The 26,958-nt window shown below is 73.1% G+C and carries 13 protein-coding genes; 5 read left to right on the forward strand and 8 right to left on the reverse strand.

Annotated features, from left to right (window positions below):
- Positions 1-90 precede the first annotated feature (90 nt).
- Complete coding sequence (locus KVT45_RS36550) at positions 91-2,841, forward strand: LuxR family transcriptional regulator (RefSeq protein ID WP_217553477.1); 2,751 nt, start codon at positions 91-93, stop codon at positions 2,839-2,841.
- Between the two features lie 7 nt (positions 2,842-2,848).
- Here the strand turns inward: KVT45_RS36550 and KVT45_RS36555 are convergent, their stop codons facing one another.
- Positions 2,849-4,378 (reverse strand): aldehyde dehydrogenase family protein, encoded by a 1,530-nt coding sequence (locus KVT45_RS36555; protein WP_217553478.1) that lies wholly within the window; start codon positions 4,376-4,378, stop codon positions 2,849-2,851.
- Positions 4,379-4,402: 24 nt separating this feature from the next.
- Positions 4,403-5,794 (reverse strand): VOC family protein, encoded by a 1,392-nt coding sequence (locus KVT45_RS36560; protein ID WP_217553560.1) that lies wholly within the window; start codon positions 5,792-5,794, stop codon positions 4,403-4,405.
- A gap of 292 nt (positions 5,795-6,086) precedes the next feature.
- Between KVT45_RS36560 and KVT45_RS36565 the strand changes: the two genes are divergently transcribed.
- Both KVT45_RS36565 and KVT45_RS36570 read left to right on the forward strand, forming a co-directional pair.
- A complete protein-coding gene (locus KVT45_RS36565) occupies positions 6,087-8,264 on the forward strand; it encodes an MMPL family transporter (protein ID WP_217553479.1) in 2,178 nt (725 codons plus the stop codon).
- Between the two features lie 178 nt (positions 8,265-8,442).
- Positions 8,443-8,865: a thioesterase family protein gene (locus KVT45_RS36570; RefSeq protein WP_217553480.1), complete on the forward strand. Its 423-nt coding sequence runs from the start codon at positions 8,443-8,445 to the stop codon at positions 8,863-8,865.
- Between the two features lie 57 nt (positions 8,866-8,922).
- Here the strand turns inward: KVT45_RS36570 and KVT45_RS36575 are convergent, their stop codons facing one another.
- Positions 8,923-10,074 carry a glutathione-independent formaldehyde dehydrogenase gene (locus tag KVT45_RS36575; RefSeq protein WP_217553481.1) on the reverse strand — a complete coding sequence of 384 codons (1,152 nt, stop codon included), beginning with the start codon at positions 10,072-10,074 and terminating at the stop codon, positions 8,923-8,925.
- Positions 10,075-10,377: 303 nt separating this feature from the next.
- On the opposite strand from KVT45_RS36575, the gene KVT45_RS36580 reads away from it, so the two are divergent.
- Together KVT45_RS36580 and KVT45_RS36585 are read left to right on the forward strand one after the other, a co-directional pair.
- Entirely contained in the window at positions 10,378-18,579 is an 8,202-nt protein-coding gene (locus KVT45_RS36580) for a type I polyketide synthase (protein ID WP_217553482.1), read from the forward strand.
- A gap of 37 nt (positions 18,580-18,616) precedes the next feature.
- Entirely contained in the window at positions 18,617-20,104 is a 1,488-nt protein-coding gene (locus KVT45_RS36585; RefSeq protein ID WP_217553483.1) for a tryptophan 7-halogenase, read from the forward strand.
- Between the two features lie 50 nt (positions 20,105-20,154).
- Here the strand turns inward: KVT45_RS36585 and KVT45_RS36590 are convergent, their stop codons facing one another.
- The 5 genes from KVT45_RS36590 to KVT45_RS36610 all read right to left on the reverse strand — a co-directional run bounded on the left by KVT45_RS36590 (position 20,155) and on the right by KVT45_RS36610 (position 26,705).
- Positions 20,155-21,384 (reverse strand): hydrolase, encoded by a 1,230-nt coding sequence (locus KVT45_RS36590; RefSeq protein WP_217553484.1) that lies wholly within the window; start codon positions 21,382-21,384, stop codon positions 20,155-20,157.
- Between the two features lie 131 nt (positions 21,385-21,515).
- Positions 21,516-23,105 carry a glycoside hydrolase family 30 beta sandwich domain-containing protein gene (locus KVT45_RS36595; protein ID WP_308310972.1) on the reverse strand — a complete coding sequence of 530 codons (1,590 nt, stop codon included), beginning with the start codon at positions 23,103-23,105 and terminating at the stop codon, positions 21,516-21,518.
- A gap of 151 nt (positions 23,106-23,256) precedes the next feature.
- Positions 23,257-24,027 carry a dienelactone hydrolase family protein gene (locus tag KVT45_RS36600; RefSeq protein WP_217553485.1) on the reverse strand — a complete coding sequence of 257 codons (771 nt, stop codon included), beginning with the start codon at positions 24,025-24,027 and terminating at the stop codon, positions 23,257-23,259.
- 216 nt (positions 24,028-24,243) lie between these two features.
- Complete coding sequence (locus tag KVT45_RS36605; protein ID WP_254647875.1) at positions 24,244-25,620, reverse strand: cytochrome P450; 1,377 nt, start codon at positions 25,618-25,620, stop codon at positions 24,244-24,246.
- Between the two features lie 5 nt (positions 25,621-25,625).
- Positions 25,626-26,705, reverse strand: coding sequence for a hypothetical protein (locus tag KVT45_RS36610; protein WP_217553486.1), 1,080 nt, complete (start codon positions 26,703-26,705; stop codon positions 25,626-25,628).
- Between the last annotated feature and the right edge of the window lie 253 nt (positions 26,706-26,958).

Consider the following 26,958-nt stretch of genomic DNA (forward strand, 5'->3'; position numbering starts at 1 on the left):
GTTGTACATCACGAGCACGGTGCTGCCGGTCGCCGGTGGCGACCTCGGTTGAAGGGGGGGCCGGCGGGGGGCGGTGTTAGCGTGCGAGCCATGAAGGACCGCGCGGATCAGCGGGCACGGCTCGTGGGCCGGGACGCCGAGGTGGCCGCGCTGACGGGTGCCGTGCGCAGAGCCCACGCGGGCCGGGCCGGTCTGGTGCTCGTGGAGGGCCCGGCGGGCATCGGGAAGACGGCGCTGGTGGCGGCGGTGACGGCCGGGCCGGCCCCGGGCGTGGCGGTGCTGTCGGTGACCGGGGTGCCGTGGGAGTCCGACGTGCCCCTCGGGGTCGCCGCCCAGCTGCTGGGGGCCGGGCCCGGCGGTTCCTCGGTGCCGGAGACGGCGCGGCTGCTGCACCGGCAGTGGGCGGCCCGGCAGGAGCGCGAGCCGTTGGTCGTGGTGGTCGACGACGCTCACTGGGCGGACGTCGAGAGTCTGCGCGCGATGCGTTCCGCGGTGCGCCGGATGTCCGCCGAGCGGGTGCTCGTCGTGCTGGTCGCCCGGGACGATCCGCACGAGCTCTACGAGGTGCGCAGCCGGCACACCGAGTTGCCCCTGCCGGTGCTGGCGACGCTGGAGTTCCTGGACGCCTGCCGCGACGACGCCGTACGCCCCGGTCCGCTCACGCCCGAGGACGTGCGGGTGCTGGCGGAGCGGGCCGCCGGGCGGGCCCTGGATCTGCCGGCGGCCCGGCACCTGTGCCGGCACACCCGCGGCAACCCCCGGCACATCACCCAGCTGCTGCGCGAACTGCCGACGGAGACCTGGCAGGACTGGCGCCCGGAGCTGCCCGCCCCGGCGCGCTACGCCGCGCGGATCCGGCACCGGCTCGCCCGGTGCACGGCCCCGGCCCGGGAGCTGGTGGAGGCCTGCGCCGTACTCGGCCCCGAGGCCGCCCTCGCCGAGGCCGCCGCGCTGGTGCGGCTCGCCGCGCCGATGCCCGCCGCCGACGAGGCGGTCGCGGCCGGCCTGCTGACCGCAGCCCTCGAACCGGGGCGCGCCCAGCTGTCCTTCACCCACCCGCTGGTACGGGCCGCCGTGCTGGACGGGATCGCGCTGACCCGGCGCACGGAGCTGCACCGCAGGGCCGCAGGGATCGCCGGCGACGAGGGCCGTAGCCTCGCCCATCAGGTGGCCGCGGCGGTCACGGCGGACGACGCGCTCGCGGACGCCCTCGACCGGTACGCGGCCGGGCGTGCCTCGGCTGGCGAGTGGTCCGCAGTGGCCGACGCCCTGATCCGTGCGGGGCGGTTGAGCACCGAGCGGTCCGTACGGCAGCAGCGGCTGCTGCGTGCGGTCGACGCGATGGTCGGGGCGGGGGACGTTCCGCAGGCGACGGCGTTCGCGGGCGAGCTGGAGAGCTTTCCGGCCGACACCCTGCGTGACGCGGTGCTCGGGTATCTGGCCATCATGCGAGGCCGGCCGGCCGAGGCGGAGGCCTTCCTCACCCAGGCGTGGCAACGCAGCGACCCCGAACGGGACCCGGACCTGACCGCGACGATCTGCCAGCGCATGGTGCTGCACGCCCTGGGCCGCTGGGACGGACGGGACATGGTCGCCTGGGCGCGCCGGGCCATCCGGCTGGCGAGGCCGGGTGATCCCTCCGGTATCGAGTCGGAGGCCGTGCTCGGGCTGGGGCTCGCAGCGATGGGGTGCGCCGAGGAGGCCCTCGCCATGTACGAGGCCGCCGCGGCCCGGCTGCCCGGGGGCGCCCAGCCGCAGCGGTTCCAGGTCGGCCGGGGCTGGGTCGACCTCGCCCTGGACGCGCCGGAGGCCGCGCGGCCTCTGCTGGAGGCGGCGGTGCCCACCGGGTTCCGGATGGGTTCCACGCGTATCTCGCTGTGGGCGCAGGGGTGGCTGGCCCGCACGCACTTCGCGCTGGGGGCCTGGCCGGAGGCGCTGGAGACGGTCCGGCGGGCCGCCGCGCATCTCGCCGAGGCCCGTATCGAACTGGTCCGGCCGCTGGTGCACTGGACCGGCGCTCAGATCCACGCCCTGCGCGGCGACTGGGAGGCGGCCGACCGGCATGTGCGCGAGGCCGCCGCGGGCCTGCACGACTACGAGGTGATGCTGGTCCCTGCCTGCATGGCCCGCGCCCAGGTGGCCGAGGCCCGGGGTGACTACGAGCGGGTCGTCGAGGCACTGTCACCGGTGGTACAGCTGACCGCGCGGGAGTCGGTCGACGAGCCGGGGTTCTGGCCGTGGGCCGACGTCTACGCCAACGCGCTGGTGATGACGGGCCGCCTGGACGAGGCCGATGCCTTCCTCCCGGGCCACGAGGAGCCGGCCGCCCGCCGGGGCCGGCGCTCGGCGCTGGCCCGGCTCGGCCTGGCCCGGGCCCGGCTGACCGCGGCCCGGGGTGACATCGACACCTCCCGCAAGGAGTTCGAGCAGGCGCTCACGCAGGTGGAACACCTCCCGCTCCCCTACGACCGGGCCCGGGTCAACTTCGCGTTCGGCCAGACCCTGCGCCGGGCCGGCAAGCGCCGCGAGGCCGACACGGTGCTCAGGAACGCCCGCGACGCCTACGCCATGCTCGGCGCCCGTACGTACGTCGAGCGCTGCGACCGGGAGCTGCAGGCGGGCGGCCTGCACATCACCCGTCTCGCCCCGGGCATGGCGCACCTGACCGCACAGGAACAGGCGGTGGCCCGGCTGGTCGCGGCCGGGGCGACCAACCAGCAGACGGCGCTGGAGTTGTTCATCTCCGTCAAGACCGTCCAGTACCACCTGACGCACGTCTACTCCAAGCTCGGCATCCGCTCCCGCAGCGAACTGGCCGCCCGTTTCCGGGAGGATGCCTGACAGGTGGTCAGAGGAAGCTGACGCCCTGGGCCAGGGTGAGTTCGCCGGAGTAGTTGACCGTGTTGGTGGCGGAGCGCATGTACGTCTTCCAGGCGTCGGAGCCGGACTCGCGGCCGCCGCCGGTGTCCTTCTCGCCGCCGAAGGCGCCGCCGATCTCGGCTCCGGAGGTGCCGATGTTGACATTGGCGATGCCGCAGTCGGAGCCGGCGGCGGACAGGAAGACCTCGGCCTCCCGCTGGTCGCGGGTGAAGATGCTGGACGACAGGCCCTGCGGGACGTCGTTGTGGAGTGCGATCGCCTCGTCGAGGGTGTCGTAGCCGAGGACGTACAGGATCGGTGCGAAGGTCTCCTCCCGTACGACGTCGGTCTGTTCGTCGACTCGGACCAGGGCGGGCTCGGTGTAGGCCGCCGCGGGTGCCGCCTCGGCGAGGCGGCGGTTCCCGCCGGCCAGGAGTTTGCCGCCCTCGGCCTGGACGCGGGTGAGTGCGTCGTGCATGCGGTCCAGTGCGCCGGTGGTGACGAGCGGGCCGACCAGTGTCGTGGCGTCGAACGGATTGCCGACGGGGAGCTTTCCGTAGACGGCGGTCAGGCGCTCGACGAGAGTGTCGGCGATGTCGCGGTGGACGATGAGCCGGCGGAGTGTGGTGCAGCGCTGGCCGGCCGTGCCGGCCGCGGCGAAGACGATGCTCTGGACGGCGAGATCGAGGTCGGCGGAGGGGGCGACGATCGTGGCGTTGTTGCCGCCGAGCTCCAACAGGCTGCGGCCGAAGCGGGCGGCGACGCGGGGACCGACCTCGCGGCCCATGCGGGTGGAGCCGGTGGCGCTGACCAGGGCCACCCGGGGGTCGTCGACGAGCCGCCCGCCGACCGCGCTGTCACCGAGCAGCAGGCGGTGTACGTCGCGCGGGGCGCCGGTCTCCTCGGCGGCCCGGGCCAGCAGGTGGTGGCAGGCCAGGGCGGTCAGCGGGGTGAGTTCCGAGGGCTTCCAGACCACGGTGTCGCCGCAGACCAGGGCGACGGCGGTGTTCCAGGACCAGACGGCGACGGGGAAGTTGAAGGCGGAGATGACACCGACCACGCCGAGCGGGTGCCAGGTCTCGGCCAGGCGGTGGCCGGGGCGTTCGGAGGCGATCGTACGGCCGTACAGCTGGCGGGACAGGCCGACCGCGAAGTCGCAGATGTCGATCATCTCCTGGACCTCGCCGAGCGCCTCGGAGCGGATCTTGCCCGCCTCGACGGTGACCAGGTCGGCCAGGTCGCTCTTGTGCTCGCGCAGCAGCTCCCCGAGACGGCGCACCAGGTCACCGCGGCGCGGGGCCGGGGTGGTGCGCCAGGTGAGGAAGGCGGTCCGGGCGGCCGTGAGGGCCTCCTCGACGTCGGTTCCGGTGGCCGCCCGCAGCCCGAAGAGGTGCTCGCCGGTGATGGGGGTGCGGGCCGGGAAGTCGGCGCCCTCGGCTGCCTCCGCACCGATGTTCCGCAGGCAGGCCCGGGCGCGGGCGCGCAGTTCGTCCGTGGTGGGCAGAGCGGTGCTGGTCATCCTGGTCCTCCGGGGGGTGAGGGGTCAGCGGACGGGATCGGTGAGGCCGAGGGCCCGGGCGACCTGGGCGAGGGAGCGGTTCTGCTGCTGCTCGTAGAGGGCGAAGGGGTCGAGGACCTCGCGGCCGAGGGCGCCGGAGAGCCAGTCCGCGTCGTGGGCGGTGCCCTGCCGGTCGTTGTCGCGGGTGCCCTCGCCGCTGAGGTTGGACTGGAAGATGCCGGCGGCGGAGCGGGGCAGGAAGTCCTCGTAGACGACGGGTTCGGCGCGCACCCAGCCCTGCCGCACCAGTTCGGCGACACCGGTGGGCGGTGTGCGGCCGTCACGCGGCCGGTCGTCGGCGAGCCGGTAGGTGAAGTACGCCAGCCCCTGGGCCGCCAGCTCATCCTCGCTGCCGGGCAGGTACCGCTCCCAGACGGCGCGCGCGATGTCGTCGCGGGCCGCCGCGGATTGCCGGGCCGCCTGCTCGTCGACGCGGCCGAGGAGTTCGTCGTACAGGGCACGCCCCGCCCGGGTGAGGGCGATGCCGCGGGCCTCGACCTCGCCGAAGCGCACCCGCAGGGCGCCGCTGACGACGCTGCCGTCCTCGGTGCGCATCGCGCGGGGCTCGGCCAGGGCGCGGAAGGAGGTCTGGCGCAGCAGGACGTCGGGGCCCTTCCAGGCCGGCGGGCCCTGGATGGTGTCGATCATCTCGATGCCGCGGTCGGTCATCCGGCGGTACAGCTCGTCGATGTCCAGGACGCGTGGCGTGAGGTGGTTGATGTGGGTGCTGCGGACGCCGCCGATGTCCGCGGCGACGGCGGAGACCCGCTCCAGGGTCCGGTACCAGGCCCGGTCCACCGGCTCGGCCGACAACTCGAAGGCCTGCACGGCGAGTTGGAGTAAGCGTTCGGCGTCGTCCGCGGGTAGTCCGCGGTCGGCCGCGGCGCGGTCGGCCAGCGCGAGCAGGTCCGGGGGAAAGAGCTCGCGGGCGGCGAGGAAGGTCTCCAGGCGGGCGCGCAGGTCGGCGTCGAAGAAGCGGGGGTCGGCCGGGGTGAGCAGGGAGGTGAACACCCGGAAGGGGTTGCGGGCGAGTTCCTCTCCGTCGACCGGCCGGAAGGCGGTGGAGACGACGGGCACGGCGCTGGACGCGGCCTCCCGCAGGTCGTAGAAGCCGACCGGGTGCATGCCGAGGGCGCCGAAGACGCGGGCGACCTGGTGCAGTTCGCGCGGTGTGCCGACGCGGATGGCGCCGTGCCGCTCGGCGGTGACCCTGCCGATGGAGCCGAGGCGTTCGGCGTCGGCTCCACGGGCGCGCAGGACGTCCTCGTTGACCTCGCGGGAGACGTCCACCAGCGTCGTGTAGGCGGGCACCTCCCGCCCGTACATCTCCGACAGCCGCACCGCGAACGCGGCCCGCAGCTGCCATTGACCGATCATTGACATGGTTCGGCCCTTTCGGGGACGGGCGACGGTGCCGCGATCACGTCTCCGATGGTCGCCGACCGGACCTCCGTCGTACAGATGACAGGGCCGCCGGCGGGCGCCGGGAAAGGCGCAGGTACACGCGGCGCGAAAAACCCAGTGGACCGATCTTCACAGGTGATCCCTAACATATGGCGTCAAGACAACCATGCGACCGGCTCGTTGGAACGCGTGCCGGTCGGGGTCGCCGATGCCAGGGTCCGCTCCCCGGGCTGCGGTGATCTTCCTACCCAGGAGGACCTTCCGCATGTTCCGACGAATTGGCACTGCCGTCGTCCGACATCCAGTCTGGACGATCGTGGCATGGCTGATCGCGGCGGTGGCGATCGTCGCCACCGCCCCGAGCCTGCCCTCGAACAGCGACGAGAGCAGCTTCCTGCCCAAGAGTTACGAGTCCATCAAAGCGGCCGATCTCCAGGCGAAGGCGTTCCCCAGCGCCTTCACCCCGTCCGCGATCGCGCTGTACCAGCGCACCGACGGCGGCAAGCTCACCGCCGAGGACAAGAAGGACGTCTCCCGGTTCGCCACCGAGCTGGGCGGCAAGCACATCGACCAGGTCCAGAAGGTCGTCCCCGGCCAGCCGTCGAAGGACGGCAGGTACGACCTGATCCTGGTGCAGATGGACAGCAAGAACGCCGGTCAGCCCGTGCAGGCGGACGCGGCCAAGGTGTTGCGCGACGACGTCAAGCAACTGGCCAAGGGCACGGACCTGGAGGTCAGGCTGGGCGGTTCGGCCGCGCAGGCCCTCGACCAGCAGGACTCGTCCAAGCGCGGTGAGGCGCTGATCGGCATCGGCACGTTCGTGATCATCCTGGTCACCCTGCTGATCATCTTCCGCGCGCCGATCCTCGCGTTCCTGCCGCTGATCGTGATCGGCGTGGTGTCCGCGATCGCCAACGGGCTCATCGCGTACGCCACCAAGCTGTTCGGCCTCCAGGCCAACAGTTCCGTGTCGTCGATCCTGATCGTCGTGCTGTTCGGCGTGGGTACGGACTACTTCCTGTTCCTGATGTTCCGGTACCGCGAACGCCTGCGCGCGGGTGACGAACCCAAGCAGGCCATGGTCAACGCGGTCGCGCGGGTCGGCGAGGCCATCGCCTCGGCGGCCGGTGCGGTGATCATCGCGTTCCTCGCGCTGGTGCTGTCCACGCTGGGCTTCCTGAAGCAGATGGGCCCGGCGCTGGCCATCGCGGTCTCCGTCACCCTGGTCGCGGGGCTGACGCTGATCCCGGCCGTGGTGTCGCTGATCGGCCCGAAGGTGTTCTGGCCCTCGAAGTCCTGGCAGCAGGAGCCGGCCAACGCCCGTTTCGCGGCCCTGGGCCGTGGTGTGCAGCGCCGCCCGGGGCTGACCGCCGCGGTCTCCGGTCTCGTGCTGGTGGTCCTGTCCCTGGGCACCCTGGGCTTCCACGCCACGTTCGACCTGGCCTCGGGCTCGATGCCCAAGACCAAGGAGTCCATGGTCGTCCAGGACCGGATGCAGAACGCGTACTCGGCCGGTGCCGCCGCGCCCACCGACGTCTACCTGTCCAGCACCGACGGCAAGGCGCTGGACACGTCCTCCTTCGACGCGTACGCGCAGAAGCTCGGGGCCGTGGACGGTGTCGCGAGCGCCCGGATGGCCCAGGTGAACAAGGCCGGGACCACTGCGGACTTCACCGTAACCCTCAAGTACGAGGCGTCCACGGACAAGGCCATAGACACCGTGGGCCGGGTGCGTGACGTCGCGCACGCCGACGCGCCCGGGGGAACCGAGGCACTCGTCGGCGGCATGTCCTCGATCTACAAGGACATCGACTCCGCGGTCAACCACGACTACCGGACGGTGTTCCCCGTGGCCGCCCTGTTGATCATGGTGATCCTGGGGCTGCTGCTGCGCAGTGTGGTCGCGCCCTGGTACCTGATCGCCTCGGTCGGGCTCGGCTTCGGCGCCACGCTCGGCGCCACGGTCTGGATCTTCCAGGAGGCGCAGAACAAGCCCGGTCTGATGTTCATGCTGCCGGTGATCATGTATCTCTTCGTGGTCGCCATCGGCACGGACTACAACATCCTCATGATCGCCCGGCTCCGCGAGGAGGCCCGTGAGGGCCGGGAGCCGCGCGAGGCGGCCGGCATGGCGGTGCGGCAGTCCGGTCCCACGGTGGCCGCGGCGGGCTTCATCCTGGCGGCGACCTTCGCCACGATGATGCTGGCGGGCAACTCGCTGCTCACGGAGATGGGCTTCGCGGTCTCCTTCGGCATCGCGGTGGCCGCCTTCGTCATGGCGATGTTCTTCACCCCGAGCCTCACGGCGCTGATCGGCCACGCGGCCTGGTGGCCGGGCCACGCCGACCGGGCGGAACCGGCGGCGGGCACGGGCGCGGGGCACGAGGGCGCCACACCGGTGGCCGAGGAGGACCGGAACGCTCCTGCGGGCCGTACCAGCTAGCAGCGGAAAGAGCGGCAGGAGAGGTCTGCCGGGCCGTAAGGGCCCGGCAGACCACTCTGGTATTGACTTCACGTGACGATCGTGAAAAATACGAGATACCAGCTCCCGGAAGGACACTCCTTTGGCTTCTCCGGCTCCTGAACCTGCTGAAGAGGTCCGAGCCGTCCACCGGTGCCGGGTGGAGTGGCCGGACACCGATGCCTCCGGGCACTACCACAACTCGGCGGTGGTGCGGTTCGTGGAGGCGGCCGAGGCGGCACTCGTGCGCGAGCGGGGCGTCGTCGGCTATTTCGGTGCCGCGCCACGGGTGCGCTACGAGGTCGACTTCACCGCGCCGCTCTGGTTCCAGCAGGAGGTGACGACCGTCCTGACCGTCGAACGCGTCGGCACCTCCTCGATGACGTTCCGGTTCGAGGTGTGGGGCGAGGAGATCGACGGCCGTCCCCGGCAGCTCGCCGCGTCCGGCCGCTACACGGTCGTCCACGTGCCGCAGCACGCGGACCGGGCGAGTGCTCCCTGGCCCGCCGAGTGGATCACCGCCCTCACCCCTGCTCCGACCCCGGGTGCCGGGACGGGCGGGGGCGGCACCCGGCAGCCGTAGCCGTGCGCGGCGGACCGGTCACGGGAGGCGGTCCGCCGCGCTGTGTCATCGCCGGTGCTACGCCGCGAGTGCGTGCCCGGGGTGCAGGACGACCTTGGTGTAGCCCTCGATCCGCTGGTCGAACTTCTCGTAGGCGCCCGGCGCCTCCTCCAGCGGCAGCTCGTGGGAGACCACGAAGCTGGGCTTGGCCCGCCCCGCGATGATCAGGTCACGCAACTGCCGGTTGTACTGCTTGACGTTGCACTGACCAGTGCCCATCCGCTGCCCCTTCTCGAACATCCTGCCGATGGACACCAGCAGCTGGCCGTGCTTGGCGTGCTCGTCGGGTCCGCCCGGGTCGGACGGGACGTACAGGCCCGGTACGCCGAGCATGCCGGTCGGCCGTACCGTCTCGACCAGGGTGTTCAGGACGACGGCGGGTTCCTCGTGGCTCGCGTCGTGCGCCTGGGCCTGGTAGCCGACGGCGTCGACGCCCTTGTCCGTTCCCTCGCCTCCGGTCTGTTCCTTGATCTGCTCGGCCGGGTCGCCCTTGGTGAAGTCGATCGGTATCGCGCCGATCTGCTCCGCCTTGGCGAGCCGCTCGGGCACGCGGTCGACCGAGAACACCTTGGCCGCACCGCGCAGCAGCGCGGAGTACGCGGCCATCAGCCCGACCGGGCCGGCCCCGAAGACGGCGACGCTCTCGCCCGGAATCACCTGGGCCAGCTCACAGCCGTGATAGCCGGTCGGGAAGATGTCCGCGAGCAGCACGAAGTCGGTCTCGAACTCGTTGCCCGGCGGCAGCTTCAGGCAGTTGAAGTCGGCGAACGGAACCCGCAGCAGCTCCGCCTGGCCGCCCTTGTAGGGGCCCATGGCCACATAGCCGTAGGCTCCGCCGGCGAAGCCCGGATTCACCGTGAGGCAGAAGCCGGTCCTGCCGGCCAGACAGTTCTTGCAGAAGCCGCAGGCGACGTTGAAGGGCATGACCACCCGGTCGCCCTCGGACAGCGAGGTCACGCCGGAGCCGATCTCCTCGACGATGCCGAGGTTCTCGTGGCCGAAGACGATGCCCGACTCGGCGGCCGTACGCCCCTCGTACATGTGCAGGTCGGATCCGCATATGGCGGTCGACGTGACCCGTACCAACACGTCGTTCGGGTGCTGGATCCGCGGATCCTCGACGTCCCTGATCGTGACGCTGAATGGCTTCTCGTAGACGACGGCTTTCACCTGGCTCACCTCCGCGTCGAACGCCGGGCGACGACGGACCGCGCGGGCCGGGGCCTGGCCAGGGGAAACAGCCGGGACAGAGCCCCCGGTCCGTGCCGCAACCCTGGGCGCTCTTGTTTCACCATCGGATACTTCCAGAAAACGCCGATCGCGCAGGCGCTGCAACCCCGGCACCGACGGCGCCCTCCTACGGGGAAAGTGCCCGGCCCAGCGAGCCGTGGACGTCTGCGGTGCGGTCGGCCGTAGGCTCGCCAACAGGCATGGGCGGCAGGGGTGTTGGTACCAAGGGGGAGCCTGGTGGGAATGACGGGGGCGTCGGCTGTGCGGCCCGTTGCGGAATTGCTCGTCGAGAACTCCGTGCGCTACGGCGGGAAGGTCGCCTTCGCCGATGACCGGCGGACGGTGAGCTGGGCCGAGCTGGAGCGCAGGACCGGCCGGTTGGCGGCCGGGCTGAGGATCGGACTGGGGATCGGCCGCGCGGCCCGGGTGGCCTTCTGCCTGGCTGACGGCGTGGAGCTGGTCGAAGGGCTGCTCGCCACGGTGCGGGCCGGCGCGGTGGGGGTGCCGCTGAGCTCCCGCGCCACGGACGCCGAGCTCGCCGAGCTGCTGGCCGACTGCGATCCGGCCGTGCTGGTCACCGACCGGCACCACCTGCCGCGGATCACGCGGCTGACGGCCGGACGGCCCGTCCGGCTGCTGGTCACCGGTGCGGGACCACTGCCCGACCGGGTCGCCGCCTGGGAGGTCCTGGCCACGACACCGTCGTCCGCTCCCCCGGACGACCTCGGCCTGGACGAGCCGGCCTGGCTGCTCTACACGTCCGGGACCTCCGGCGCCGGCCGGGCCGCGATCTCCAGCCAGCGGTCCGCGCTGTGGTCCTCGGCGGCCTGCTATCTGCCCCGGCTCGGGCTGTCGGCGGCCGACCGCGTCCTGTGGCCGCTGCCCCTCTCGCACACCTACGCCCACTCGCTCTGCATCCTGGGCACCACCATGGCCGGGGCGAGCGCCCGGATCACCACGGCCCGGGAACCGGCCGCACTGGCACGGCTGGTCGGCGAGTACGCGCCGACCGTGCTGGCCGGGGTGCCGCTCACCTACGGGCAGTTGCTGGACACCGGCCTGGGCGCCGTGCCCTCGCTGCGGCTGTGCGTCACGGCCGGCGCGCCCAGCGACCCCGAGCTGCGGGAGGAGACCGAGGCACGGTTCGGCGCCCCGCTGCTGGACGGCTACGGCAGTACCGAGACCTGCGGCAAGATCGCGGTGGAGTCGCCCACCGGGCCGCGGGTGCGCGGCAGCAGCGGTATGCCGCTGCCCGGTATGGAGGTGGAGGTCCGGGCCGTCGCGACGGAGCGGGCCGACGGGGAGGGTGCGGACGGCAAGGACGGTGCGGACGGCAAGGACGGTGCGGACGGCAAGGGCGATGGGGACGGCCGGGACGGTGCGGACGGCGAGATCTGGGTCCGCGGCCCCGGCGTCATGCTCGGCTACCACAACCGGCCCGAGGAGACCGCCGCCGTCCTGCGCGACGGCTGGTATCGCACGGGTGACCTGGGCCGGCTCGACGAGCGTGGTTTTCTGACCGTCACCGGCCGGGCTGGCGACCGTATCGTGCGCGGCGGCGAGAACGTCGACCCGGCCGAGGTGGAGCGGGTGCTGTGCGGTCTGCCCGGGGTGCGGGACGCGGCCGTGGTCGGGCGGGCCCATCCGCTGCTGGGTGAGGTTCCGGTGGCGTTCGTGGTGCCGGACCGCCCGGACCTCGATCCGGCGCCGCTGCTGCGTGCCTGTGCCGCGGTGCTCTCCGCGCACAAGGTGCCCGAGGAGGTGCTGCTGACCCCGGCGGTACCGCGCACCTCCGGCGGCAAACCGCGCCGGGCCCTGCTGCGCCGGGCGCTCGCCGACCGTCCGGCCGATCCGGGACTCGCCGAACTGGCCGGACGGACGCCGGGTGAGCGGCGGGCCGCGCTGACCGACCTGGTGTGCACGGAGACGGCGGCGATCCGGGGGACGGCCGCCGATCCGGGCACGGCGTTCGCCGATCTCGGTCTGACGTCGATGGACGCGATGACCCTGTGGCACCGGCTCGGTACCCGCACCGGGCTGCGGCTGCCGGCGACGCTGGTGTGGGACCACCCGAGCCCGGCCGCGGTCGCGGCCCACCTGGACGCCCTGCTGCACGGGACCGCCGGGCCGGTACCCGCCGGGGCTGCCGGACCCGCACTCGTCGGGACGACCGGGCCCGCGTCGGACGGGACGGCGCCCCTTTCCCGGCGTGGTCCGGAGGCCGAGCCGGTGGCGATCGTGGCGGCCGGCTGCCGCTTTCCGGGCGGCGTGAGCTCGCCCGAGGACCTCTGGCGCCTGGTGGCCGAAGGCCGTGACGCCACCGGCGGGTTCCCCACCGACCGGGGCTGGGACCTCGCGTCGCTGCACCATCCGGACCCCGACCGGCCCGGGACGACGTACACCCGCCGCGGCGGGTTCCTCGACGGGGTCGCGGACTTCGACCCGCTGTTCTTCGGCATGTCGCCCCGCGAGGCGCTGGCCACCGACCCTCAGCAGCGGCTGCTCCTTGAGGTCGCCTGGGAGACCTTCGAACGGGCCGGTGTCCCGGCGCCGGAGCTGCGCGGCACCGACACCGGCGTGTTCGTGGGTCTGATGCACGCCGGCGGGTACGGCGGCGGACGGTCGGCGCACGAGTTGGAGGCCCAGCTCGGCATCGGCTCGTCGCCGAGCGTGGCGTCCGGCCGGATCTCCTACGTTCTCGGGCTGCGCGGTCCGGCGCTGACCCTGGACACGGCGTGTTCGTCCTCGCTGGTGGCGCTGGACCTGGCAGCCCGGTCGCTGCGGGCCGGGGAGTGTTCGCTGGCGCTGGCGGGCGGGGTGACGGTGCTGTCGAATCCGCGGCCGTTCGTCGTGTTCAGCCGGCTGCGCGGGCTGTCGCCGGACGGGCGCTGCCGGTCGTTCGCCGCGGGCGCGGACGGCACCGCCTGGGCCGAGGGGGTCGGTCTGGTGCTGCTGGAGCGGCTGTCGGACGCCCGCCGCAACGGCCATCCGGTGCTGGCGGTGCTGCGCGGTTCCGCCGTCAACTCGGACGGCGCGTCGAACGGCCTGACCGCCCCCAACGGCCAGGCACAGCGCGACCTGATCCGGCTGGCGCTGGCCGACGCCGGGCTGACGGGGTCCGACGTCGACGCGGTCGAGGGACACGGCACGGGCACCGCGCTCGGCGACCCGATCGAGGCGGGCGCCCTGCTCGCGACCTACGGGCAGCGCCGTGACCCGGCCGACCCGGTGTGGCTGGGCTCGGTGAAGTCGAACCTGGGGCACACCCAGGCCGCGTCGGGGGTGGCGGGCCTGATCAAGATGATCGAGGCGATGCGCCACGACCAGCTGCCCGCCTCCCTCTACGCGGAGCGGCCGTCGCCCCACGTCGACTGGTCCGGCGGTGCGGTACGGCTGCTCGACCGGGCCCGCCCGTGGCCGCGCCGCGACCGTCCGCGCCGGGCGGCGATCTCGTCGTTCGGCATCGGCGGCACGAACGCCCACGTGATCATCGAGGAGCCGACGGAGGCCGATCCGGCGGTTGGCCCCGCGGGCGATCCGGCGGCCGGTCCCGCGCTCTGTCCGGCGGCCGATCCGTCAGTCGATCCGGCATTCCGACCCACGGTCGGTGGCACCGGTGATCCAGCGGTCGATGGGACGGGCGATCCGGCGGTCAGTCCGCCAGTCGATCCGGCAGTCGATCCCACGGCCGCTCCGCCAGTCAGTCCGGCAGTCCGACCCGCGGTCGGTGCCACCGACGATCCACCGGTCGATGGGACGGGCGATCCGGCGGTCATCGGGGTCGGCGGCGCAGATTCGGCCCCGTCGGCGCCCCGCGGGCTGCCGCTCCTGCCCTGGCTGGTCGGCGGGGGTGACGAGGCCGGGATGCGTGCCCATGCCGCGAGGCTGGCGGCCGAGCTGGCCGACGTACGGGACGACGCGGACGCCCTGGACGTCGCGTTCTCGCTGGCCACGACGCGGGCCCCGCTGTCGCACCGGGCGGCCGTCCTGGCCCCGGACGCCGAAGGCCTGCTCAGGGGTGTGCGCGAGCTGGCCGCCGGCGCCGACGGCCCGGCGCTGCTGCGAGGCACCGCGCGCCCACGGCCCAAGGTGGCGCTCCTCTTCCCCGGCCAGGGGGCTCAGCGCCCCGGGATGGGCAGCGAGCTGCGGGCGGCATTCCCCGCCTTCGACGCGGCGTTCACGGGCCTGTGCGAGGAGTTCACCCCGTGGCTCGACCGCCCTCTGCTGGAGGTGATCGACGAGCCGGGCCTGCTGGACCGCACCGACTACGCGCAACCCGCGCTCTTCGCCTACGCGGTGGCCCTGCACTCCCTCGTCGCCGGCTTCGGCGTACGGCCGGACCGGCTGGTCGGGCACTCGGTCGGCGAGCTGGCCGCCGCCCATGTCGCCGGGGTGTTCTCCCGTGCCGACGCGGTACGGCTGGTCGCCGCGCGCGGCCGGCTGATGGCGGCCCTGCCCGCGGGCGGCTCGATGATCTCGGTCCGGGCGCCGCTGACCGAGGTGACGCCCCTGCTCGACGGGGTTCCCGGGCGGGCCGTCGCGGTCGCGGCGGTCAACGGACCGGAGTCGGTCGTGCTGTCCGGGCCCGAGGACGCGGTGACGGCGCTGGCCGCCGCCCTCGGACGGCCGCAGCGCCGCCTGCGGGTGAGCCATGCCTTCCACTCGCCGCTGCTGGACCCGGTGCTGGCCGAGTACCGTGCGGTCGCCGAGTCGGTGACCTACCGGCGGCCGACCGTGCCGGTCGTGTCCACGCTGACCGGGCGCGCGGAGACGGACGCGCTCGCCAGCGCCGGGCACTGGGTACGGCAGGCACGCGAGACGGTCCGGTTCGCCGATGCCGTGAGCGCGCTCGCCGAGGAGGGCGTCACGGCCTTCGTCGAGGCGGGGCCGTCCTCCACGCTCGGTGTGGCGGCCGAGGAGTGCGTCGGGCCGGACGCGGGCGCGGTGTTCGTGCCGTGCGGCGACGCCCGGACGACGGTCGAGGCGCTGGCCGCGCTGCATGTGCACGGGGTCGGGGTGGACTGGCGGTCGGTGTACGCGGACTCCGGTGCCCGACGGCGTCCGCTGCCCACCCACCCCTTCCGGCGGCAGCGCTACTGGCTGGACGCCGTCCGGCCGCAGAGCGGGTCCGGCCATCCGCTGCTGGGCGAGCCGGTGCCCGATGCCGACGGGCCCGGGATCCGGCACACCGCCGTGCTGTCCCTCGACGGCCATCCCTGGCTGGCCGACCACGTGATCGGTGGCCGGGTGGTGGTGCCCGCAACCGTCTTCGCCGAGCTGGCGGCCCGCGCCGACGGCTCCGCCGGGCCGGTGCGGCTGGCCGAACTCGCTCTCCACGCCCCGCTCGTCCTCGCTCCGGGACAGGGGGCGCAGGTGCAGGTGGTGGCCGGGTCGCCGGACGGGACGGGCGGGCGGCCGGTCACCGTCTGGGGCCGCCGGGCCGACCCGCCCGAGCCATGGACCCGGCACGCCACCGCGACGACCGCCCCGGCCGAGACACCGGCCGCCGAAGCGCCCGGCGCCTGGCCGCCGGTGGGCGCGGAGCGGATCGCCGTCGACTACGAGCGCCTCGCCGACCACGGCCATCGCTACGGGCCCGCCTTCCGCGCGGTCACCGCGCTGTGGCGCCGGGACGACGAGACCTTCGCCGAACTGGCGCTGCCGCCCGGGGAAGCGGCGACCGCGCGGTCGTACACCCTGCACCCGGCCCTGTTCGACGCCGCCCTGCATGCCGCGCTGCTGGCCGAAGAGCCGGGCGAGCCGAAAGCACCGGTGACCTGTTCCGGGCTGACGGTGTACGCGACCGGGGCCGCCGCCGCGCGAGCGGTCGTACGACGGCTCGGTCCGGACGAGTTCCGCGTCACCCTCACCGACGGGGCCGGGCAGCCGGTGGCGGCCGTGGAGTCCGTGGTCACTCGGACGATCCCGGCGGCCGGGCCGCCGGCCGAGACATACCGCCTCATGTGGCGGCCCGTGCCCTCGGCCGACACCGCAAGCCCGACCGACACCGCAAGCCCGACCGGCATCGCAAACCCGACCGGCATCGCGAACCCGCCCGGCGCCGCGAGGCCCGAGCACGAGTTGCTCGATGTGGCCGGGCTGGCCGCCGCTCTGCCCCCGGACACGCCCGTGCCCGACCGGGTGCGGGCGCTGCTCGGCGCCGTGCTGGAGCGGGTGCGGGAGTGGACCGCCGACGCACGGCCGGGCCGGCTGCTGGTCCTCACCGGGAACGCCACCGGGGACGAGCCCGACCTGGCCGAGGCCGCCGTCGCCGGGCTCGTCCGCAGCGCCGGGTCCGAACATCCGGGCCGGATCGTGCTGGTCGACCGGCAGGGCGCCGCGGCCACGACGGCGGCTGTGGCGGCGGCGCTGCGCTCCGGCGAGCCGGAACTCGCCCTGCGCGACGGTGTCGCCATGGCACCCCGGCTGGCCCCCGCCGATCCGCCGACCGCCGAGCCCCCGGAACTGGATCCCGAGGGGACCGTCCTCGTCACCGGAGGCACCGGTGCGCTCGGGGCGAGCCTGGCCCGGTACCTGGTCGCCGAACGCGGGGTCCGGCATCTGCTGCTGGCCGGCCGCGGCGGAAAGGTCCCGGACTGGGCGGACGAACTGGCCGCCGACGTACGCGTGGTGGCGTGCGATGTGAGCGACCGGGCAGCCGTGGACGCGCTGGTCGCGTCCTGCCGACCGCCGCTCACGGCGGTCTTCCACCTGGCCGGGGTGGTGGACGACGGCGTGACGGACGCCATGACGCCCGAGCGGATCGCTGCCGTGCTCGCGCCGAAGGCGGACGGTGCCTGGCATCTGCACGAGGCGACGCAGGACCTCGGTCTGGCCGCCTTCGTGCTCTACTCCTCGGCCGCGGGCGTGCTCGGCAGACCGGGGCAGTCGAACTACGCCGCCGCGAACGGGTTCCTCGACGCGCTCGCCCGGTATCGGGTGGCCCGCGGCCTGCCCGCGCAGTCGCTGGCGTGGGGGCCGTGGACGACGGCGGGCGCCGCGGGCATGGCGGGCCGGGTCGCACCGGACCGGCTGCGCAAGGGCGGTGTGCTGCCCGTCGGCGAGCGGGAGGGCATCGCTCTCCTCGATGCGGCGCTGCGCCGGCCGGAACCGGTCCTGGTGCCGGTACCGCTGGACCTGCGGGCCGCGGCGGGGCCGGGCGCGCCGACCGTCCTCGCCGACCTGCTGCCGCGCAGCCGGGCCGCGGTCGACGCGCCGCCCCCGACCGACGTCACCCCGGCGCCCGGCGCCTGGCGCGACCGGCTCGCCGCCGTCGCGCCGCCCGAACGCCCTGCGCTGCTGGCCGAATTGATCCGCGCCGAGATCGCGGCGGTCCTGGGCTTCACGGACCCGTCCGCCCTGCCCGCCGAACGCTCCTTCACCGAGATCGGCTTCGACTCCCTCTCCGCGGTGCAGGTCCGCAACCGCCTCAGCGCGTTCACCCGGGTCCGCCTGTCGCCGACCGTCGTACTGGAGTACCCGACGCTGCCCGAGCTGACGGCACACGTCCACGGGGTGCTGCTCGACGAGGACGCGGCGCCGGGACCGGAAACGGAAACGGCGCCTGCCGACGGCCTTCGGCAACCCCCGCCCGAGCCCACCCCCACCCCCGCACAACTCCCCTCCTCCCCCTACCGGTTCAGCCCCCTCTACCACCGTGTCCTGCGCGAGGAAGGGCCGAAGGAGGCGATGACACTGCGCTTCTTCGCGTCGTACGCCCTGCCGGTCTTCTCCGGCGAGGAGCGGGCCCGGCACACCGTCCCGCCGCTCCAGCTCGCCCACGGCGACGGCACGCCGCTGGTCTACCTCCCCGACTACATGGCACCGCACCTGCGCCTGCCCACCGGCCTGGCCCGGCAGTTCGACGGCGAGCGGGATCTGCATGTGCTGGAGCATCCAGGTTTCGGCACCCGGCGGGCCGTTCCGGACAGTGTGGCCACACTGGTGCGGGCGCACACCGAAACCGTGCGCTCGCTGCCCGTCGAGAGGGCGCCCGTCCTGGTCGGCTACTGCGCGGGCGGGGCGATCGCCCATGCCGTGGCGCGGCAGCTGGCGGCGGAGGGAGAGCCGCCGGCCGGGGTGGTCCTGCTCGACTCCCATGCCGGGGTGCTGAGCCGTGGGGATGCGCGCGGGCAGGCGCTGATGTCCGCGGGTGCGGCGCTCGACGCCGAGGTGGTCGACCGGCTGGACGACTCCCTGCTGATCGTCGGAGGCGGGTACATCCGTGTGATGGAGAGCTGGCGGCCCGAACCGTCCCCGGTTCCGGCCCTGTTGCTGCGCGGCCGGCCCACCGCGGAGATGCTGCGCATCGCGCCCGCCGACGGCTGGCGGCCGCACTGGCCGTTGCCGCACGACGGCGTGGACGTGCCCGGTGACCACTACTCCCTGCTCCACCAGGACGCCGACAGCACGGCCGCGGCGATCCGTGCCTGGCTGCCCAAGTGACCACCGTCCCCGGCTCGTTCGGAAGAGGAGCTCCTGCATGACTGCGCGGTACGACGAGTACGACCTGATCGTCGTCGGCGGTGGGCCGGCCGGCTCGACCGCCGCGACGGCCGTGGCCCGGCGCGGGCACCGCGTGCTTCTGCTGGAGCGGGAGACCTTCCCCCGTTACCAGATCGGCGAGTCCCTGCTGCCCGCCACGGTTCACGGCCTGTGCCGCCTGCTCGGCGTCGCCGACGAGGTCGCGGGGGCCGGCTTCACCCTCAAGCGCGGCGGGACCCTGCGCTGGGGCCGGGACCCGGAGCCCTGGCAGTTCTCCTTCGCGACGACGCCCCGGCTGCCGGATCCCACCGCGACCGCCTTCCAGGTGGAGCGCTCCCGGTTCGACGAGATCCTGCTGCGCAACGCGGCAAGGGTGGGCGCCGACGTCCGCGAGGGCTGCCCGGTGCGCCGGGTGCTCGGCGAGGGCGGGCGGGTGCGCGGTGTCGAGTACACCGGCCGGGACGGCACCCCGCGCACCGCGCACGCCCGGTTCGTCGTCGACGCGTCCGGCAACACCAGCCGGATCCACGGCCGGGTGGGCGGGGCCCGGGTGTACTCGGACTTCTTCCGCAACCTCGCGGTGTTCGGCTACTACGCGGGCGGCCGCAGGCTGCCCGCACCGAACGACGGCAACATCTTCTGCGCCGCGTTCGACGCCGGCTGGCTCTGGTACATCCCGCTGCGCTCCGACCTGACCAGCGTCGGTGCCGTGATCGCGCCGGAGCACTTCGGGGCCGTCCAGGGCGACCCGCGTGCCGCGTGGCAGGACATGATCAAAGCCTGCCCCGAGGTCGACCGGCTGCTGACGGACGTACCGGTTGCGACCGAGCCGCCGTACGACCGGGTCCGGGTGCGCAAGGACTACTCCTACTGGAAGACGTCCCTGTGGATCCCGGGCATGGCGTTGGTCGGCGACGCCGCCTGCTTCGTGGACCCGGTGCTCTCCTCGGGCGTCCATCTGGCCACCTACGGGGCCCTGTTGGCGGCCCGTGCGGTGAACGCGGCCCTGGAGGGCAGGGTGCCGGAGGAGCGCGGCTTCGCCGAGTTCGAGGCGCGCTATCGCCGGGAGTACGGGGTGTTCTACGAGTTCCTCGTCGCGTTCTACGACATGGAGCGGGACGAGGACTCGTACTTCTGGTCGGCGAAGAAGATCACCCGGGTGGATGTCGACGAGGCCGCCGCCTTCGCCGAGCTGGCCGGGGGTGTGGCGTCGGGTGACACCGGGATACCCGGCGCCGGTGGCCTCGGCGTGCGGTGGAGCGCCGCGGCGGCCGAACTGGAGGGCGCGGTGGACCGGTTGGCCACCGCCGGCGACCGCACGAACCCGCTCCTGACCACCCGGGTCGTCACCGAGACCTTCCGCACCGGCAACGACCTCCAGGAGCAGGCCCTGTACGGCGCCCCGCTGGACGGCCCGGCCCGGCGGACGTCCGTCCCCGGCCTGCTCGGGGTCACCGAGGACGGTCTGTCCTGGCTTCCGGCGTGACGCCGACGAACTCCCCCGGCAGCGACGACCGTTGGTGAGCAGGCAGCTGCTCACCGGGCGAAGGGCTGCACCTCCGGCGCCCGGCCCGGCAGCCCGGTGTCGTCCCGGCCGCGCAGCCAACGGTCGAAGAAGGAGGCCAGGCAGGCCCGTTCGGCAGGAATGGCGCGGGCCGGGGTGATGGTGCCGATGAGATTCACGACCGTCTTGCGGGGCAGGCCGAGCCGGCGGGCGAGCTGCGGGATCATCGCCTCCTCGTCGGTGAACGTGGCGTGTTCGGCGCCGCGCAGGGTCAGGCCCTCGCGCGGGCCGTGGCTGTGCCGCCACAGGGAGTTCCAGGACGGGACCGTGCTCAGGTCGTTGCCGTCCTTGCCGATCAGCAGGAAGGGGCGGTCCAGGCCGTCGGCGGCGACGGTGGAGAGGTTGCCGGAGTCGCCGTCCTCCTGGACGTACGCGACCACGCCGTCCAGGTTGGCTCCCGCCGCGATCCGCCGGTCGTCGTGCATCGCCTGGAGGGCGGTGAAACCGCCGGCCGAGTGACCGAACATGCCGATGCGGTCCCGGTCGAGGGTGCCGCGCAGTTCCCGGGGCAGTGCTCGCGGCAGCGCGTCCAGCAGGAAGCGGGTGTCGGCCACCCGTACGTCCATCGTCTTCTTCAGGAGGGCCGTGATGCGCTTCTTGTCCGGGTAGGCCTTGTCGTACTCCGCGGGCAGCACGGTGCGTTCGACGCGGCCGCCGGGGAACTGGACGGCGGTGGCGTCGTAGGTGTGGTCGAGCATCACCACGACGTAGCCGCGGGAGGCGAGGTCGTCGCAGAGGGTGGTGCCGAGGGAACGCGGGTCGCCGGCACCCGGTGAGTAGCAGACGACCGGATACGGGCCGCGGTCCCGGTCGACCGGGGCGCCTTCGTGCGCGTGGGTGCGGGTGGCCGCCCAGTCGACCTTGTCGGCGGGGATGTCGGCGAGGTTGTTGACGGCGGCGAAGCCGGCGGCCTCCCCGGGCAGCATCTGCGGTGCCCGGGGGTGGCCGCCGGCGTCCCGCGCCGGGTAGCGGACGCTGATCATCAGCTCCCGGTACGGCTGCGCGGTCATCCAGGGATCGGCGCGTGCGGTGTCGACGAGGCGCAGCGAGACCGTGCCCACCGGATGCGGCCCGCTGGGCGTGGGCAGCGTCAGCCGCACCGGCCCTGCCGTGCGCGGCGCGGCCGACGCGGTGCGCGCGGAGACGGCGGACAGGGTGGTGGCGGCGACGGCCGACAGCAGGGCGGTGCGGCGGGTGAGCAAGGCAGGCCTCCTTGACTGCGCGGACCGCGCGGACTGCGGGTGTTCAGCGACTCCTCTCAGCTTTGTGGACGGGCCCGGCCGTCACCATCCGGCAAGCCGGTTGTCACCCCGGGGGGTTAGCCCTACGTGTGTCAGCTTGTCGTGCCGTGGGCGGCCGTGGCGGCCCGGCCCTGCCAGCGGTAGGTGGCGAAGGAGCCCGCCGGAACGGTCGTCACGAAGCTCTGGCCGCCGACGACGACCCGGACCTTGCTGTCGGTGGCGTTGCCGTTGCCGAGGACGGTGACGTATCCGCCGTCACGGGTGCGGTAGACCACGTTGCTGACGCCGTGTTCCGTGGCGCTGGACTCCAGGCGGACGTCACCGGGCGAGAGGTACTTCGCGAACTGCCCGAGCCCGTACAGCTCGTCGCGGACCGTGAATTTCTTCGTCTCCGTGTTGACGGTCACCAGCCGGTTCGTCCACTTGGTGGTGGCCGCGACCTGGTCCCAGTCGATGTTGTTGTCCCGGGCCGGCGTCCAGTGCAGGGTGCCGCCGTCCTGGTCGGTGGTCTGGGCCCACAGGATGTAGGAACCGGCGTCCAGGCGGAAGTCGTTGAGGACGGTCGAGGGCGACAGGTCGCTGGTCTCCGTGAGCTGGACGGGCTTTCCGAACTCCTCGTAGGCGTCGCGCATGACGCTCGGGTCGCCCCAGTAGGGGTGGAAGGCGATGGCGTCGGCCGCCTTGCGGACCTGCGCGCCGGTCACGGAGCCGTCCGGGGCGTCCTGGAAGATGCGGTAGTAGTTCTTGGTCGCCGTGCTGTTGGGGTCGTGCCAGTCCCAGAAGTTGAAGTCGTGCACATAGAGCTGGGTGTCCAGGCGGGCGGCGCGCATTTCGCGCTTGATGGCGAGGGCCAGTTTCTGCTGCTGCGCGATGCTGATGTCCATGGCCGGGTAGACGACGTCCATGCCGGGCTCGTTCAGCAGGGTGAGCGCGTCGACGCGGATGCCGTGCCTGGCGTACGCCTGGACGAACTTGACGTAGTACCGGGCGAACACCTCGATGCAGTCGTCCCGCAACTTGCCGACCTGGTAGTAGTCCGTGCTGCTCCCGGGCTTGAGTGCGACCTCGCCGAGGAAGCGGTTGTTCGTCTTCATCCAGGCCGGGGCGCTCCACGCCGACGCGAAGAAGGTGGCGCGCGGGTTGTAGTGCTGGATGAGCTTGATGGTGTCGATGATGTGCAGGTCGAGGTCCCGCTGCACGGAGAAGTGCTTCAGGCCGAAGTCCTCGGTGACGCCGGCGGGCAGGTCGTCCTCCGACCAGAACGGCAGGTGCTCGATGAGGTCGGGGCTGCCGATCGTCAGCCGGAACCGGTCGAGTCCCGCGCCGTGCTTGGGGTCGACGAGCAGCCGGATGGCCGCCGCACGCTCGGTGGGGGTGAGCTTCCACAGATTGGAGACGCTGGTCTCGTCCAGGGAGAAGCCGATGCCCGTGTACTTCTGCCGGAGGGCGGTCGGGTCGGCGACCACGGTGGCGTCGACGGAACCGCCCGGGTCCGCGCCCGTCCTGACGATCGGCAGGGGCTGCCATGCCTGCGCGCCGCCGGTGGAGTAGGTGCCGGTCACGACCTGGCCGTGCCCGGTGCTGCCGCTCGGGGCCCGGCCGGTCTGCGCGGACGGACTCGCGCCGATGAGCGGCAGTGTCATGACAGTGACGGCCGCGATCGCGGTGATCGTACGTCTCACAGCAACTCCTGGACTCTGCGGGGGTGTCGGGGGTGGTGCCGTGCCGAACCGAGATCCAAGCAATATCCGCGATGTTAAGTCAAGGTGTGAAGAAAGGGTTTCGCGAGGAGCGGTGCCGGCGCCCGGCAGACTGCCGGGCGCCGACGGGCCGTCAGCTCAGGGCCGCTGCCGGCACGGACCGGGTGAGGTGCCGGGCGAAGAAGCGGGCCGCGCTGTCGGCCTCGAACCTGGGGTGTTCCTTGTGCCTGCCCGCGTTGGCGTGCAGGGTCTTCTCCTCGGAGGCGAAGGCGTCGAACAGCGCGAGACCGGCCTCGCGCGGGATGTGTTCGTCGTCCCACTGGAGATGGAACTGGACCGGGACGGTGATCCGCCGTGCCGTCGCGGCCAGGGCGTCGGGCCAGTGCAGGCCGAGGACCGCGGCGGTGATCCGGGGATCGGCCGCCGTCAGCGGCACCCCGATCGCGGTGGCCATGTTGAGGCCGTAGTAGCCCACCGGGCCTTCGGCGCCGATCTCCGGAAGGGCCTGGAGGGCGTCCAGGGTCGCCTGCCACTCGGGCACGGCGCGCTCGGCGAGGTGGGCGTTGTAGCGGACGACGATCGGGCCTTCCGGCTCGCCCGCCTCCCGCGCCCGGTAGAGCGCGGCGATCTCCTGCTCGTCGTATGCCGTGCGCGGCCGGTCGCCATGGCCGGGCGAGTCGATGCAGGCGACGTGGAACCCGCCGACGTCGACCAGTCGGTGCGCGCGGCCCGGCATCGCCGGCCACCTCTTGTGGGTGCCGCCGCCGTGGCCCATCAGGACCAGGGGCGCGCGCTCGGGGCCGGACACGGGCGACCAGAGCACACCGGGGATCCCGTCCACGGTGAAGTCGCGTTCGACGACGCCGTTGGACGACGTCTCGGCGGTGAACTGCACGGAATGCATAGGTTGTTGCCTTTCGGGATGGCCTTGTGGTTCAGGCGCTCCCGGCGACGCCTACGTCAATCGCCCGACCGTGACGGAGAGAGGGAGCACCCACTCGAATACAGCGTTCATGGGTCTCACCTCCTCGCGGATCAGCACGGCCCCACGGACGTTACGCATCGAACGCCCGCCCGTCCACCGGGTTTTCCCGCCGCCCGCATCCGGTTCCCGAAGTGGCTACGGCCGTCTGGTCACCCGCATCGGGAGTCGGGCGGGGCTGAGCGTGGCACGCCGTGGCGCCGGCTCGACCGGGCCCTGGAACTCCGGGGTCAGGGTCCAGCGGGCCGCGATCGTCGCCAGGGCCAGGGTCGCCTCGGTCAACCCGAACATGTCGCCGATGCACTTGTGGACACCGCCGCCGAACGGCACGAACGCGTCCTTCGGCAGGGCGGCGGCCCGCTCCGGCAGCCACCGGTCCGGCTCGAACCGGTCGGGGTCGGCGAACACCTCGGGGTCGTGGTGCAGCAGGTAGGGGCTGTACGCGAGGCCGGTGCCCGCGGGCAGCAGGTGCGGGCCCAGTTCCACCTCCGCCGTGGTGACCCGGGTGAAGATCCAGCCCGGCGGGTACATCCGCAGCGCCTCGGTGATCACCCGGCGGGTCTCCGGGAGCGAGCCGATGTCTTCCCAGTCGGCGGAGCGGCCGCCGAGCACCGAGTCCACCTCGGTCCGCAGCCGTTCGGCGGCCTCGGGGTGGGCGCCGAGCAGGTACAGCGACCAGGAGAGGGCGGCGGCCGTCGTCTCGATCCCGGCCAGGAACAGGGTGATCACCTGGTCGTGGATCTCCTGCGGGCTCAGGCGTTCGCCGTCGTCGTCGGCGCCGGCGGCCAGCAGCATGGAGAGCAGGTCCCCGTGGTCCTCGCCGGACGCCCGGTACGCCTCGATGATCTCGTCGACGGAGGAGTGCAGCAGTCGCACGGCCCGGTCGTAACGGATGTTGCCCGGGGTGGGCACCCGGCCGAGCACTCCGGTGGGCTCCATCATGCGGAGGAACAGCCCGTGCAGGTAGACGGAGAGGGCGTCCACGACCCGCGCGGCCGCCGGTCCGGCGACATCGGCGGCGAACATGGTGCGGGCCGCCGTACGCGAGGTGATGTCGTACGTCGCGGCCGCGACGTCGATCACCGCACCCTCCTCCCACTCCCCCAGGACCGCGTCGATCATGGAGTTCATGACCTTGGCGTAGGTCTGGACCCGGGCGCGGCCGAACGCGGGCTGCATCAGCCGGCGTTGCCGCCGGTGCGTCTCGAAACGGCTGGTGAGGAGGGAGTCGCCGGTGAGTTCCCGCACCTTGTCGAACAGGGCGCCGCCCTTGTCGAAGGTGCGGCTGTCGGTGAGCACCTGCCGGGTCAGCCCGGCGTCGGTGATCACCACCATCGGCAGCGCGCCGATGTCCACCCGGACCAGCTCGCCGACCTGTTCCAGCGAGCGCAGGAAGTGCAGCGGGCGGCGGAACAGCGGTACGGCGTGCCCCAGCAGCGGCAGCCGGCCGGGCGCCACCGGCACCGGACGGAACCCGGCCGACGTCTGCTCGCGCGTGTTCAGTGACTGCGTCATGTCGATCACGCCCACCAGGAGTCGATGCAGGCCGGGGCCGGCAGGTCGGTACGGATGGCGCCGGGCCCGGGGGTGTCGGCCACCGTCCAGCCGGGGCGGGCCGGATCGGCGACGGCCGCGTCGTCCGCGTTGGTGGGGTCGGTGTAGCGCGGGGAGCGGCCGCTGTAGTCGAGGTAGCCGCGGATCCACTGGCCCAACCCCATGGCGTACCGGGCGAGTTCGGGACCGCCGGTGGCCACCGTCTCGTCCCGCAGCGCCAGGAACTTCGCCATCGCACGGTCCCGCATCGCCCCGGCGAGTGCGACGGCCTCCGCCTCCGGCAGGGCGTACTGCGCCGCCAGCACCGACACCAGGTTCTGCACCACGGGGAAGTTCCGCTCGGCGGCGCGGGCGACCTCCTTGTCGTACGAGGTCAGGTCGTTGTCCCAGCCGATGAGGACCGAGGTCATCTCGCGCAGGGTGCGGGCCCGGGGGCCGGCCCAGTCGGCGGCGGGCACCTCGTAGCCGCAGGCGATGTCCGTGAAGACGATGCAGGGGTAGACCCCGGACTGCTTCAGCCACATGGCCACGTAGTCGTCGAGGGACGGGATCCGCCCCTCCGCACGGTTGACGGCCTCCCAGAGCAGCCCGTCGAAGTACTCGACGTTGGCCTGCACCCAGCGTTCGGTCTGGACGTCCGTGGCCCGCTCACCGACGTCGAGCCGCAGGTCGCGCAGGGCCTGTGCCCACGGGTTGTCCGGCAGCAGCGGGGCCTGCGGGTCCTCCATGATCCTGGTCAGCCTGGCCAGCAGCGGGATGTACTCCTCGGGCGGGGTGGCGCCCGGCTTCTCGTCGCTGTGCACGTCGTCGAACGACTGAAGCCACATCACCTCCTTGCCGGGGAGCACCAGCAGTTCCGGGTCGGCGTCCGGCAGGGACCGTCCGGGGAAGGCCGGGAAGTGCGAGCGGGCGAAGTAGTCGCGCTGGGTGGGGCTTTCGAACAGCTCGAACTTGTCGAGCCACTCCACGACCGTGCGTTCGGCGGCCGCGGTGTGCGGGGATTCCGCGGAAGGTATCGGACAGTAGAACGGCGGCACCGCAATCATGGGAATTCCACTCTCTTTCCGAGGTGGCGCACCTGCGATCGGCTGTGATCAACAATCCTCGCCAGGCTACGACGCCGTCGCCACCGTCACGGCGCCGGTCAGAGTCAACTGCCTTATCCACGGATCGAGTTGGCACGAACGGGCAACCGGGGGCGCGACCGCACCCTGTTGATTCGTCCAAGCCTCGTCGATCTTTGTCCATGGACGGAGCCGCCGTCGGCCATGAGGGTCGTCCCATGGGTGATTTCGGCGT

Origin of the sequence: Streptomyces sp. GbtcB6, from assembly GCF_019091475.1 — a bacterium.
Lineage (GTDB): Bacteria > Actinomycetota > Actinomycetes > Streptomycetales > Streptomycetaceae > Streptomyces > Streptomyces hyaluromycini.

Bases quoted from the DNA above. Each gene is read 5' to 3' on its own strand.
- KVT45_RS36550 (WP_217553477.1), top strand. From the start codon at position 91: ATGAAGGACCGCGCGGATCAGCGGGCACGGCTCGTGGGCCGGGACGCC.
- KVT45_RS36600 (WP_217553485.1), bottom strand. From the start codon at position 24,027: ATGCATTCCGTGCAGTTCACCGCCGAGACGTCGTCCAACGGCGTCGTC.
- KVT45_RS36585 (WP_217553483.1), top strand. From the start codon at position 18,617: ATGACTGCGCGGTACGACGAGTACGACCTGATCGTCGTCGGCGGTGGG.
- KVT45_RS36555 (WP_217553478.1), bottom strand. From the start codon at position 4,378: ATGACCAGCACCGCTCTGCCCACCACGGACGAACTGCGCGCCCGCGCC.
- KVT45_RS36580 (WP_217553482.1), top strand. From the start codon at position 10,378: ATGACGGGGGCGTCGGCTGTGCGGCCCGTTGCGGAATTGCTCGTCGAG.
- KVT45_RS36605 (WP_254647875.1), bottom strand. From the start codon at position 25,620: ATGACGCAGTCACTGAACACGCGCGAGCAGACGTCGGCCGGGTTCCGT.
- KVT45_RS36610 (WP_217553486.1), bottom strand. From the start codon at position 26,705: ATGATTGCGGTGCCGCCGTTCTACTGTCCGATACCTTCCGCGGAATCC.
- KVT45_RS36560 (WP_217553560.1), bottom strand. From the start codon at position 5,794: ATGATCGGTCAATGGCAGCTGCGGGCCGCGTTCGCGGTGCGGCTGTCG.
- KVT45_RS36565 (WP_217553479.1), top strand. From the start codon at position 6,087: ATGTTCCGACGAATTGGCACTGCCGTCGTCCGACATCCAGTCTGGACG.